This window comes from Motilibacter deserti, from assembly GCF_011250635.1.
Lineage (GTDB): Bacteria > Actinomycetota > Actinomycetes > Motilibacterales > Motilibacteraceae > Motilibacter_A > Motilibacter_A deserti.
Window position 1 is genome coordinate 214601 of record NZ_JAANNP010000001.1, and the last position, 12033, is coordinate 226633.

General features: G+C 75.3%; 11 protein-coding genes. 9 read left to right on the plus strand and 2 right to left on the minus strand.

Features of this window, described 5'->3' with window-relative positions:
- Positions 1 to 120: 120 nt before the first annotated feature.
- Together G9H71_RS00960 and G9H71_RS00965 are read left to right on the plus strand one after the other, a co-directional pair.
- A complete protein-coding gene (locus G9H71_RS00960) occupies positions 121 to 1383 on the plus strand; it encodes a hypothetical protein (protein ID WP_166276532.1) in 1263 nt (420 codons plus the stop codon).
- A 36-nt stretch (positions 1384 to 1419) separates the two neighbouring features.
- Positions 1420 to 3087 (plus strand): GGDEF domain-containing protein, encoded by a 1668-nt coding sequence (locus G9H71_RS00965; RefSeq protein ID WP_196791506.1) that lies wholly within the window; start codon positions 1420 to 1422, stop codon positions 3085 to 3087.
- Positions 3088 to 3180: 93 nt separating this feature from the next.
- Here the strand turns inward: G9H71_RS00965 and G9H71_RS00970 are convergent, their stop codons facing one another.
- Positions 3181 to 3534, minus strand: coding sequence for an Rv2175c family DNA-binding protein (locus G9H71_RS00970; protein WP_407939666.1), 354 nt, complete (start codon positions 3532 to 3534; stop codon positions 3181 to 3183).
- Between the two features lie 296 nt (positions 3535 to 3830).
- Here G9H71_RS00970 and G9H71_RS00975 point away from each other — a divergent pair, with 296 nt between their 5' ends.
- The 3 genes from G9H71_RS00975 (at position 3831) to G9H71_RS00985 (ending at position 7785) form a co-directional block, all read left to right on the plus strand.
- Complete coding sequence (locus G9H71_RS00975; RefSeq protein ID WP_166276533.1) at positions 3831 to 4937, plus strand: lytic transglycosylase; 1107 nt, start codon at positions 3831 to 3833, stop codon at positions 4935 to 4937.
- 71 nt (positions 4938 to 5008) lie between these two features.
- A complete protein-coding gene (gene pknB / locus G9H71_RS00980) occupies positions 5009 to 6895 on the plus strand; it encodes a Stk1 family PASTA domain-containing Ser/Thr kinase (RefSeq protein ID WP_166276534.1) in 1887 nt (628 codons plus the stop codon).
- Positions 6896 to 6906: 11 nt separating this feature from the next.
- Entirely contained in the window at positions 6907 to 7785 is an 879-nt protein-coding gene (locus tag G9H71_RS00985) for a deoxyribonuclease IV (protein WP_331272654.1), read from the plus strand.
- Between the two features lie 17 nt (positions 7786 to 7802).
- On the opposite strand, the gene G9H71_RS00990 is transcribed toward G9H71_RS00985, so the two are convergent.
- Positions 7803 to 8312, minus strand: a complete 510-nt coding sequence (locus tag G9H71_RS00990) for a hypothetical protein (RefSeq protein WP_166276535.1) — start codon at positions 8310 to 8312, stop codon at positions 7803 to 7805.
- 300 nt (positions 8313 to 8612) lie between these two features.
- On the opposite strand from G9H71_RS00990, the gene aroF reads away from it, so the two are divergent.
- The 4 genes from aroF (at position 8613) to G9H71_RS01010 (ending at position 11969) form a co-directional block, all read left to right on the plus strand.
- The gene (aroF, locus tag G9H71_RS00995) at positions 8613 to 9653 is read left to right on the plus strand and encodes a 3-deoxy-7-phosphoheptulonate synthase (RefSeq protein ID WP_166276537.1); all 1041 of its coding nucleotides are present in this window, start codon (positions 8613 to 8615) and stop codon (positions 9651 to 9653) included.
- Positions 9654 to 9784: 131 nt separating this feature from the next.
- Entirely contained in the window at positions 9785 to 10288 is a 504-nt protein-coding gene (locus G9H71_RS01000; RefSeq protein ID WP_166276539.1) for a SigE family RNA polymerase sigma factor, read from the plus strand.
- The gene (locus tag G9H71_RS01005; protein WP_166276541.1) at positions 10288 to 11589 is read left to right on the plus strand and encodes a hypothetical protein; all 1302 of its coding nucleotides are present in this window, start codon (positions 10288 to 10290) and stop codon (positions 11587 to 11589) included. The genes G9H71_RS01000 and G9H71_RS01005 overlap by 1 nt, the downstream gene beginning before the upstream one ends.
- Positions 11590 to 11699: 110 nt before the next feature.
- Entirely contained in the window at positions 11700 to 11969 is a 270-nt protein-coding gene (locus G9H71_RS01010) for a hypothetical protein (protein ID WP_166276543.1), read from the plus strand.
- Positions 11970 to 12033 lie beyond the last annotated feature (64 nt).

Consider the following 12033-nt stretch of genomic DNA (forward strand, 5'->3'; position numbering starts at 1 on the left):
ACGGCGACGACCTGACCGGCCGAACGGGTGGTCCCGCCGCCGACTCGCTCAAGCCTGCGCCGCGGCGCCGATGGGAGGCCACGGCGGCCCGCCCGGGGCCGCGGCGTGGGGGGCCGGGACGTGGGACGTCGCACTGCGGTCGGGCGGACGCTGCTCGCGCTCGCGCTCGCGGGCGCTCCGCTCGCGGCGGCCACCGGCCCCGCGTACGCCGAGGAAGCCGTCCCGCGGCTGTCCACCGATGCGACCGGCCCGCTCTTCGCGCTCTCCGGCCTGGCCCCGGGATGGGAGCACGCCGCCTGCCTGCAGGTCCGGTACGCCGGGCTGCCCGCGGCCAGCGCGCTGGGGGTGTTCGCGACCGCCGGCGGCAGCGGCCTCGCGGACTACCTCGACGTCCGCGTCGAGCGCGGCACCGGAGGGGGCTACGGCGACTGCACCGGCTTCGCCGGCCACCAGGTCTTCGCCGGCACCCTCGCCGAGCTCGCCGCGGCCCACGGCTCGGCGGCGGCAGCCCTCCCCGACGACGCCGCGGTCGAGGGGTCGGGGTCGGCGGCGTACCGCATCGCCCTCACACTGCGCGACGACGACGGCGCGCAGGGCAGGACGGCGGAGGCGGCCTTCTCCTGGGTCACGCTGCTGGGCGCACCCCCCGCCGCGCAGCCCGACCCGCCGCCGGCGCCCGTCGTGGCCCCGACCGCGCCTCCCGCGCCCTCACCGACGGCCGACGTGCCTCCGGCGCCGACGCCCTCGCCGAGCGCGTCCAGGCCTTCTTCGACACCCTCGCCCACGGGCCGTCGCCCGGCTCCGCCGGCGCCCGACCCGGCCTCGACGCCGACCGTCGGCCCGACGGCGAAGCCCACGCCGTCCTCGACGCAGGGCGGCGCCGGCGGCCCGTCGGCCGCGCCGGCCGTCGACCCCGCCGGACCGCCGAGCGCGGGGCCGGGAGAGAGCCCCGCCTCCACCGACGACTCCGACGGCTCCGAGGGCTCCCGGCCCGCAGCCGCCGCGCCCCCGGGCACACCCCCGGCCGGGACGCCGGCGGCGGCGCCCTCGCGCGTGCCCGGGCCGCAGGTGACGGTGCCGCTCGGCGGCAGCCGCGCCGGCGGGACGACGGCCGCACGGAACAGCTCCGGAGCAGTGGGCGTCCTGGAGCGGGCGACCGTCGTCCTCGGCAGGGCCGCGAGCGCGACCGTCGCCGTGGCCCGCCGCGTCGCCGCCCCGGCGGGCACCGGCGCGGCCGTGGGCATCGGGATGGTGCCGCTGCTCGGGGGCTTCCTGCTAATCCAGCGCCGGCTGGACGACCGGGACCCCAAGCTCGCCCTCGCGCCGCTGGCCGCGGCGCCCGACCTGACCTTCGACGCCCAGATCCGCGGGAACGACGAATGACCCGCGGGACCCACGAGTGAGCCGGGGGAACGACCGATGACGACCCGACAGGACCTGCCGGCCGCCGCCTCGACCGGGGACGCGGGCCTCGTCCCGCTGGCCGACCGGCTCTTCTGGATGCAGGCGGTCCGGGTCGCGCTCGCCGGCGCGGTGCTCGCGGGGACGCCGCTGCTCGGCTCGCAGCTGAGCCCGGGCCTGTGCGCGGCGACCGCGGCGTACCTCGCGCTGTCACTGCTGCCCGCGCGCGCGTCGCGCCGGCGCCGGGCCGACGGCCGCAGCTCGACCGTGACGCTGCTCGGCATCGGGCTGCTGCTCGACGCCGTCTACCTCGCCCTGACGACGTACGGCACGGCCGGCGTGGGCTCGCCCCTGCAATATCTCGTGGTCGTCCATCTCGTCGCTGCCACCCTGCTCGGGAGCTTCCGGACCGGGCTGAAGCTGGCGCTCTGGCACTCGATGCTCGCTGCGACCGCCTGGCAGCTGGAGCGGGACGGCGCGCCGCACGTTGGCACGGCCCCGGCGCCCCTGCGGGACCTGGCCGCGCTGCTGCTCGTGGCCTGGGCCGTCACCGCCGCCACGGCGACCCTCGCGGCGGTGAACGAGCGCGAGCTGCGCCGTCGCACGTACGACCTCGACGCGCTCGCCGCGCTGAGCCTCCGGCTCGAGCGCAGCGTCTCGGCCCCGGCCGCCGCGCAGGCGCTGGTGGACGGCGTGGTCGAGACCTTCGGGTTCCCCCGCGCGGTGCTGCTGGCCGCACCGAGCGGCAGCCTCAACCCGGTCGCGACGCACGGGACGGACGAGGCCACCGATGCCGCGGGAAGCCCGGACGAGGACCGGCTCGTGGCCCGGACGATGCGTGAGCGGCGGACGCTGCGCGTGGCGCAGCTGGACGCGGCCGAGGAGCCGTGGCTGGCCGAGGTGCTGGACGGCGCGCGCAACGTGCTCGCCTTCCCGCTCGTGGCCGAGGACGCGCCGCTCGGGGTGCTGGTGGTCGAGCAGGCGGGGCTGCGGGCGCCGGGCGGGCGGCCGCGGCCAGGGGGCCGGGTGGAGCGCCGCGTGGTCGACACCGTCGAGCGGTTCGCGTCGATGGCGGCGCTGGCCCTGTCGGGGGCGTGGCTGCTGGAGCGCGTCACCGCGCTGGCGACGACGGACGCCCTGACCGGCGTGGCGAACCGGCGCAGCTTCGACGAGGCGCTCGAGCGCGAGCTGTCGCGGGCGTCGCGGTCCGGAGCGCCCTTCGCGCTGGCGCTGCTGGACATCGACTTCTTCAAGCGGCTCAACGACACCTACGGCCACCAGACCGGCGACGTCGCGCTGCAGCGGGTCGCCGCGGCGGTGGCCGGAGCAGTCCGCGGCAGCGACGTGGTCGCGCGCTACGGCGGCGAGGAGTTCGCCGTCGTCATGCCGGCGACGGGGCTCGAGGATGCCGCGATGGTGGCCGAGCGCGTACGCGCCGCCGTGCAGGCGATCGAGGCCGAGCCGCACGTCACGGTGAGCGTCGGGGTCGCGGCCTACCCCGAGGCGGCGAGGACGGCGCCCGTCCTGCTGGCGGCGGCCGACGCCGCGTTGTACGCGTCGAAGGAGGGCGGGCGCAACCGCGTGTCGGTGGCGGGGGTATCGGACGCCGACCAGTCCGTCGGGGCGACGACCGGGCCCGCCGAGCAGCGCGGGGAGCAGGCTGTGCCGGTGCCCGTCGGTGCGTGAGCCCTCGCGGCCGTCAGCGCCCGAGCACCCGCAGTCGGCGCAGCAGCACCGGCCGAGCGGGGACCGGCCCGCGCCCGGAACGGCCGGCCGCAGTCAGAAGGCGAGCGCCTGCGCGCGCCGCTTGACCTCGGTCCCGCGGTTCTCGGCCAGCGCCTGCACCGGGGAGCCGGGCAGGCTGTCGTCGGCCGTGAACAGCCAGCGGACGGACTCGACGTCGTTGTAGCCCGCGTCGGCCAGCAACGTCAGCAGCCCGGGCAGGCCCTTGAGGACCTTGCCCTCGGCGACGAAAGCGGATGGGATCGACAGGACCTGCCGGTCGCCACGGCGCAGCGCGAGCAGCTGGCGGTCCTTGAGCATCGACCGGACGCGGACGACGTCCACGCCGAGCCGCTCGGCGGCGTCGGGGACGCTCAACCACTCGGGAACCAGGCCCTCGAGGTCCTGCAGGGCGGCCGCGGAGCGCAGTGCATCACTCACGGGGCCAGCGTGCCACGAGGGGCGGCCGCGCGCGCGGGGCCCCGTCCTTCCCCGACTCCGGTCCCGCCAGCGCCCCCCACGAGCAGGCGAGCATTTCTGGACGAAACGGACACGGATCGGCAACGATGGCTGGACGCCACAGTCACCCCACTTGTCACAGGCGTCACAACGCTATTACCGTCGTCGCGACGAGAGCCGTAGCGACACGCCGAGAAATCCCAGCGCGGGGGCTGGACCGGCAGCGGCACGCTGACTCGAGGAGCCTCATGACCCCGAACGTGCTGACCGACGTCGCGAGCGACGCGGCGGCCGCACCCGGAGACCGCGCAGCGGGCTCGGCGTTGTCCGGCACCGGTGCTGCGGCCGGCGCGCCCGCCCCCCGCCGCCGCCGGAGCCTGCGCGCGTCGTGGCGGCGTGCCCTGGTCGCCGGTGGGGCTCCCCTGCTCCTCGCGGGCCTCGTGACCGCGGGGGCACCCGGCTGGGGCGCCTACACGGTGCGCAGCGGCGACACGCTCAGCGAGATCGCCGTGCGCTACCACACCTCCGTCCCGGCCCTGGTCAAGGCGAACGGCCTGCCGGGCAACGGCAATCTCATCCGCATCGGGCAGCGGCTGAGCGTCCCGTCGCGCTCGTCCGCGAGCCGGAGCGCGCCGCGCACGAGCGTGCGCACGGTCGTGGTGACGCACCGCGTCGTCCGCGGCGACACGATGGGCGAGCTCGCCGCTCGCTACGGCACCAAGGCCTCCGTGATCCGCAAGGCCAACCGGATCCGCCACTCGGCGGTGATCCGCATCGGCCAGGTGCTGCGCATCCCCGTGACGCGCAAGACCACCACCGGCGGCTCCTCGTCCGGGTCCTCGTCGTCGGGCGGCTCGTCCTCGGGCGCGTACTCCGGCAACTCGTTCGCGGGCCGCACCTACCCGAACGCCACCGTCGCGCGGGCCGCGCAGAACCGCGCGATCCTCGCCTCGCGGCGCATGCCGTCCCGCGACACCGTCCGGGCGATGGTCGCCGCCACCGCTCGCCGGCACGGTGTCGACCCGTCCCTCGCGCTCGCCGTGGCGTACCAGGAGTCCGGCTTCAACCCGCGGGTCGTCTCCGTGGCCAACGCGATCGGGACCATGCAGGTCATCCCGACGAGCGGCGACTGGGCGTCCTCGGTCCTGGGGCGCCGGCTCGACCTGCTCAACGCGCAGGACAACATCACCGCCGGCGTCGTGCTGCTCCGCGTGCTGATCCGGTCGGCGGGCTCGACGAGCACGGCGGTCGCCGGCTACTACCAGGGCCTCGCGTCGGTACGTCGTAACGGGATGTACGCCGACACCAAGCGCTACGTCGCGAACATCCTCGCGCTGCGCGCCCGCTTCCGCTGACCGGCACCCGTACGGACGTAGTGGCTGCGCGCCTGCCCGTGCCTGCGGTGCCGCGCTCGTACACTCCGACCGTGGACACGACCGTTCTCGACCCGCTCCTCGGGCAGGTCGTCGACGGCCGCTATCGGGTCGTGAGCCGCGTCGCGGCGGGCGGGATGGCCGTCGTCTACGAGGCCGTCGACGAGCGGCTCGACCGCACGATCGCGCTCAAGGTCATGCACCCGTGGCTCGCCACGGAGGCCGAGGCGGTCAACCGGTTCATCCGCGAGGCCAAGTCCGCGGCCCGGCTGTCCCACCCCGGCGTGGTGTCGGTCTTCGACCAGGGGCGCGACGGCGACCGGGTCTGGATCGCGATGGAGTACGTCGACGGCCGCAACCTGCGCGCGCTCCTGCGCGACCGGGGCCGGCTCGGCGCGGCCGAAGCGCTCGACCTCATCGCCGACGTGCTCGCGGCGCTGGCCGCCGCGCACCGGGCGGGCCTCGTGCACCGCGACATGAAGCCGGAGAACGTCCTCATCGCGGACGATGGCCGGGTCAAGGTGGCTGACTTCGGGCTCGCCCGCGCCGCCACCGCCGCCAGCTCCACACGCACCGACGCGATCCTCGGGTCGGTGAGCTACCTCGCGCCCGAGCTGCTCGAGCGCGGTGTCGCCGACCAGCGGGCGGACGTCTACGCCGTCGGCATCCTGCTCTTCGAGTGCCTCACCGGCGGGCGCCCCTTCGACGGCGAGACCCCGATCCAGGTCGCCTACCGCCACGTCCACGAGGACGTCCCTGCACCCTCCTCTCGGGTGGCGGGCGTCCCCGCCGCGGTCGACGCGCTCGTCGCCCGAGCCACCGACCGGGACCCCGACGGGCGGCCCGACGACGCCGGCGCGCTGCTCGCGGGCCTGCAGGCCGTGCGGGACTCCCTCGGGCCGGCCGACGAGCCGACCGAGCTGGTCCGGCGCGGCGGGCCCGAGCCCGCTCCGACGCGCCCCGGGCCCCGGCCGAGCCCGCCGCGCAGCGGCCCCGCCCACCTGCGCAGCGAGTCGACGTCGCGCCAGCCGGTCCAGCGCGGGGCCCAGCCGCGGCGGCGCCGTGCCGTCCGGCGGCGGCGCGCCCTGCTCGGTGCCGTGGTCGCCGTCGTCCTCCTCGGCGCCGGGCTCTTCTGGTACGCCGGGCCGCTGCGCTGGACCTCGGCGCCCACCCTCGCCGGGCTGACCGAGTCGGTCGCGGCGCAGCGGGCCGAGCAGGCCGGGCTCGACCTCGACGTCCGCCGCGAGTGGTCCGAGACGGTCGCCGCCGGTGAGGTCGTCAAGGCCTCCCCTGCGGCGGGCGAGCGGGTGCTCCGCGACGGCACGGTCACGGTCGTCGTCTCCCGCGGCCCCGAGATGATCCGCATCCCCGTGGTCAGCGGCAAGGCGCCCGCCGCCGCGACGGCGGCGATCGAGCAGGCCAAGCTCGTGGTCGGCCGGTCGGTCAACAAGTACGACGAGAAGGTCCCGCAGGGTCAGGTGCTCGGCACCGACCCCGCCGCGGGCGAGTCGCTGCGGGTCAACCGGCCCGTCACGCTGGTCGTCAGCCGCGGCCCGAAGCCCGTCCCGGTGCCCGCCGTCGAAGGCAAGCCGGCCGCGGAGGCGGAGAAGGCGCTCACCGACGCGGGCCTGACGGTCAAGACCACGGAGGCTTACTCCGAGTCGGTGGCCAAGGGCGCCGTGGTGTCCCAGTCGGTCGCCGCCGGCAAGGGGCTCAAGCGCGGGACGCAGGTCGGCCTCGTGGTCTCGCTCGGGCCGCCGCTGGTGCAGGTGCCCGACGTCATCGACGACAAGGTCTCCGAGGCCGTCGAGAAGCTCGAGGCCGCCGGCTTCCGGGTGGAGCGGCGCGGCACGAGCATCCTCGGCCGCGTGCTCGGGCAGAACCCCGACCGCGGCTCCAGTGCGCCCAAGGGCTCCACCATCACGATCATCACGGTCTGAGCAGCTTCTCCGTGCCGTCCCGCAAGACCTCGCTCATCGGTGCCCACGTGCCCACGACCGGAGGGCTCGGCAAGGGCCCCTTCGGCTACGCCGACAAGGTCGGGGCCGAGGTCGTGCAGGTGTTCGTCGGCAACCCAAGGGGCTGGGCGGCCAGCGCCGGAGACCCGAAGCAGGATGCGCTCTTCCGCGATCGCTGCAGCGAGCTGCAGGTTCCCGCGTTCGTGCATGCGCCGTACCTCATCAACTTCGGCTCCCCCACGGCCGAGACGTCGGACCGCAGCGTCGATGCGCTCCGGCACGTGCTGCGCCGCGGGGCCGAGATCGGGGCGCGCGGAGTGGTCGTGCACACCGGCTCCACGGTCGACGCCGCCGGCCGCGAGGTCGGCCTCGCCCGCGTCCGTGAGCGGCTGCTGCCGCTGCTCGACGAGCTCGACGCCCTCGACGGCGCGCCGGCGCTGCTGCTCGAGCCGACCGCCGGGCAGGGGCAGTCGCTGTGCGCGACGATGGACGACCTCGGGCCGTACCTCGACGCCCTGGACCGCCATCCGCGGCTCGGGGTCTGCCTGGACACCTGCCACGCGTTCGCGGCGGGCCACGACCTGTCCGAGCCGGGCGGGGTGAAGGCGACCCTCGACCGGCTGGTGAAGGTGGCCGGCAAGGGCCGGCTCCAGCTCGTGCACGCCAACGACTGCAAGGACGTGGTGGGGTCCTTCAAGGACCGGCACGAGAACATCGGGGCCGGCCACATCGGGCAGGACGCCTTCGCGCAGCTGTTCCGGCACCCGGCCATGCGTGGCGTGCCGCTGGTGATCGAGACGCCGGGCAAGGCCGACGGGGAGAAGCACGCGGCCGACATCGCGCTGCTCAAGGAGCTGCGCGCGGCCGGCTGAGCGCGGCCACGCCCGGGTCAGAGCCCGAAGTCGTCCTCGGGGACCTCGACGAACGACTGGTTGTAGAGCACGCCGAGGGCGACGAGCGCGAGCATCGCCAGGACCGCGATGGCGGAGCCGTCGGCGAGGTGGCGGGCCCAGGCCCGCGTGAGCGAGGTGGCCACGCGGCGCGACAGCGCGGCGCAGCCGAGCGCGACCAGACCCGGGGCCCACATCGCGGACGTGAACAGCACCAGGTCCGAGAGGTCCGGCACCTCGCTGAACGGGGAGCTCGAGACGAGCGTGCCGCCGTAGTACCAGGCGCTCCCCGTCACCGTCGGCACGGCGAGCAGGACGGACGCGATGGCCAGCGCCTCGGCCGACGGCCCGCGGCCGCCGAGCAGCGGGGTGCCCTCGTCCTCGTCCTCGTCGTCGGGCTCGGGCACGCCCTGCAGCTCGGCGACGCTGAGGACCTCCTCGGCCGGGTCCTGGCCCCGCCGGCCGCCGGGCCGCGGCTCCTCGGGCTGCCCGCCCCCCAGGATCTCCATGCCCCGACGCTAGTCGACTCCTCGGCACCGGGCGCGGCGTACGGGACGACCGCTGTGTCACATCGTGGACAGGAGGTCCCGCGCGCTGGATCGCGCGGCTATGGTGTCCCCGTGCGGAACCGGTTCTTTAGCTATGGCGACGCGCCCGAGGCAGCTCGGGCGGGGCGCCTGGCAGCTGCTGCCTGAGCCGCACCCGCACCGAGATCTCCGAAGCCCCGGGCCGTCTGGCCCGGGGCTTTTTCGTTGCTGCGCAACGCAGATGCAGCACAGCCATAGGAAAGCGAACGGAAGGAACGTCCGATGGTCGTCGTCATGGCCCCCGGGGCCGCCGATGAGCACATCCAGGCGGTCGTCGACCGCGTCGAGTCCGCCGGCGGGCAGGCCTTCGTCAGCCGCGGGGTCAGCCGCACGATCATCGGGCTGGTCGGCGACGTGACGCTCTTCGGCGGGTTCGACCTCGGCGCCATGCCCGGGGTCAGCGACGTGGTGCGGGTCAGCACGCCGTACAAGCTCGTCAGCCGCGAGCACCACCCGAGCATGTCCACCGTCGAGGTCGGCGGCGTGCCGATCGGCCCCGGCACCTTCACCCTCGTCGCCGGCCCGTGCGCGGTCGAGACGCCGGAGCAGACGCTCGCGGCGGCGCAGATGGCCAAGGCGGCCGGCGCGACGCTGCTGCGCGGTGGGGCCTACAAGCCGCGGACCTCCCCCTACGCGTTCCAGGGCCTCGGCGAGCGCGGGCTGAAGATCCTCGCGGACGTACGCGCCGAGACCGGGCTGCCGGTCGTGACCGAGGTCGTCGACGCCCACGACGTGGAGCTCGTGGCGTCCTACGCCGACATGCTGCAGATCGGCACCCGCAACGCGGCCAACTTCGGGCTGCTGCAGGCCGTCGGCGCGATCGGCAAGCCGGTGCTGCTCAAGCGCGGCATGTCGGCCACGATCGAGGAGTGGCTGATGGCGGCGGAGTACATCGCCCAGCGCGGCAACCTCGACATCGTGCTCTGCGAGCGCGGCATCCGGACGTTCGAGACCGCGACCCGCAACACCCTCGACATCAGCGCCGTGCCGGTCGTGAACGCGCTCTCCCACCTGCCGGTCATGATCGACCCGTCGCACTCGGGCGGGCGGCGCGACCTGGTCCTCCCGTTGTCCCGCGCGGCCATCGCCGTCGGCGCCGACGGCATCCTCGTCGACGTGCACCCGCACCCCGAGACAGCGCTCTGCGACGGGCCGCAGGCGCTGGTGGACGCGGACCTGCGCGCCCTCGCTGCGGTCGTACGCCAGCTGCCGCCGCTGCTCGGGCGTGCCCCGGCTTTGGCGGCACCTGTGGCGGCGGTCTGACCGGACCGACGCGTCGAGTCCGGGCCTCGCCGCAGCGCACGCCGTGCCGCTGCGGCGAGCCTCGGGCTCGTCGTGCAACAACCCGCCACGGCCTGGCGTCCTAGGGGCGTGAACGAGACGGGGGCGGCCTGGTGACCTTCGACGAGTACGTCGCCGCGCGCGGCCAGGCGCTGGTGCGGTTCGCCTACGTCCTGACCGCGGACGCGCACCTGGCGGAGGACCTGGTGCAGACCGCGCTGATGAAGGCGTACCGGCACTGGGCCAAGGTCACCGCTGCGGACCACCCCGACGCGTACGTGCGCCGGATCGTCGTGACCACGCACATCTCGTGGCGGCGCAAGCGTGTGCACCCCGAGCACCTCACGGACACGCTGCCCGACCGTGCCGTCGACGGGCGTGCCGCGGACCCGGCGGACCGGGTGTCCGAGCGCGACGTCCTCGACCGGGCGGTGTCCGCGCTGCAGCCCCGCCCGCGGGCCGTGCTGGTGCTGCGTCACTACGCGGGCTACGACGACACGGCGATCGCGCAGGTGCTCGGCTGCAGCGAGGGCGCCGTGCGGGCCTACGCGAGCAAGGGAGCCGCGGCGCTGCGTGCCGCGCTCGGGGAACAGGCTCTGGCGAGGGAGGAGCGGTAGTGCAGATCAGCGATGCAGAGTTCAGCCGTCTGCTCGAGGACGTCTTCACGCAGCGTTCGGAACGCGCTCCCGAACCCGCCCTGAGCGCGCTCGCGCTGCGGGAGCAGGCGCGCCGACGCCAGCGGATGGCGTACGCGTCGGTGGGCGCCGTCGCGGCCGGTGCCACCGCCGTCGCGCTGGCGGCCGTGCCGGGGCTCGGCGCCGGGAGGGAGCCTGCGCCCGGGGCCGCCTCCTGCGTCGGCCCGACCGTCGCCCCGGGTGTGCCCGCTCCCCCGGCCGGGCCCGGGCCGGTGGCCGAGTCGGCTCTTCTGCGCAGCACCGACCTGTCCGGCTATCGGCACGACGACGCCTGGGTGACGGCGAACGGTGGGAGCTACACGGAGCAGTGGCTGCCCGAGGCGCAGCTGGGCCACCGGGTCGCTGCCTTCACCGGCCGGGAGTCGACGGTCTCCCAGGCGGTCATCGCTTATGCGGCGGGAGCCGGGCGGGCAGCGGTGGACCAGGCGCTCGCTTTCTGGCGCTGCCGGCCGTTCGGCGTCGAGACCGAGTTCGCTGACCGTTCTGACGACGAGGACGTCATCGCCCTGAGCAACGTGGACGACGACGCCGTCTACCGCCACGAGCTGATCGTTCGCCGGGGCGAGCTGGTGGCGATGGTGCTGGTCTTCCGTCCCAGAGAGCAGTTCGCGCCGCTTTCCCGGGCCACCCTGCGCCGAATGGCCGACGCGGTCGGTGCGCGGCTCGAGGGAAGGTCGGTTCCGGCGCCGGTCGAGGTCGACGCTCCGGCCGAGGAGCCCCCGGCGGGGTTCCTCGAGCCCGACGACGTCGGCGCGTCCTGGCGGCTGAGCACGGCCGGCCTCGGGCCTGACCGCGGCGTCGGCTGGGACTCGGCAGAGCTCGCGGTCCCGGCCGGCGACGACTGCGCCTCGTCCGCCCCCTTGGCGACGGACGGGCCGGCGCGAGCGGTCGCGTACCTGCCGCCGAACGACGGGAAGGGGTCGGCGCAGCTGCTCGAGATCGTCCAGCCGCTCCGAGCTGGGACGGGTGAGCCCTGGCTCGAGGCGATGCGGGCCTCGGCCTGCCTGTCCCGAGGGGGCTCGGTCGTTGTCGGCGGCGCCGGGGACGAAAGCGTGGTCTTGCAGCACCGAGGCGGCGCCACCGCGTACGTCCGGGTCGATGACACCGCAGTGAAGCTCGACCTGACGAGCTTCGGCTGGGCGCCCACAGCTCCCGGCGGGACGCTGCAGTGGATGCAGGACGTCGCGGCCCGCGCCGCGGCTCGCATACGTGACCGGAGGTGACGCGCCGTGACGGGCGCCGTCGGGTTGGATTAGGCCCAGTCGGGTGGGTATGCGCCTTTCACGCCGCCGACGAGAACGGTTCTCGACGGCAACGAGATGGAGGCGCAACGATGCCCGAGGTCACGCAGCCGTTCAACGACGACTCGATCAAGGTCCGCCAGCTCAGCCACTACCAGTTCAGCTGGGTGGCGGGCGAGCCGGCGCAGAAGGGGACGTTCACCCTGCAGCTCGTGCTCGACCAGGGCGCGTGGGAAGAGGTCCTGACGCTCGACGCCGACGACGCCGACGTCCTGCAGGACCTCCTGGTCAACACCAAGACGGTTCACTACGACGTCAGCCGGCGGACGCTCATGTTCGGGGTCACGCCGACCGGGAGCTGACCCGTCCCGCTCCATCCAGGGGGGCGCCGCCACGGCGGCGCCCCCCTGTGCTGTTCCAGCTCGG

Bases quoted from the DNA above. Each gene is read 5' to 3' on its own strand.
- aroF (WP_166276537.1), top strand. From the start codon at position 8,613: ATGGTCGTCGTCATGGCCCCCGGGGCCGCCGATGAGCACATCCAGGCG.
- G9H71_RS00975 (WP_166276533.1), top strand. From the start codon at position 3,831: ATGACCCCGAACGTGCTGACCGACGTCGCGAGCGACGCGGCGGCCGCA.
- G9H71_RS00990 (WP_166276535.1), bottom strand. From the start codon at position 8,312: ATGGAGATCCTGGGGGGCGGGCAGCCCGAGGAGCCGCGGCCCGGCGGC.
- G9H71_RS00965 (WP_196791506.1), top strand. From the start codon at position 1,420: ATGACGACCCGACAGGACCTGCCGGCCGCCGCCTCGACCGGGGACGCG.
- G9H71_RS01010 (WP_166276543.1), top strand. From the start codon at position 11,700: ATGCCCGAGGTCACGCAGCCGTTCAACGACGACTCGATCAAGGTCCGC.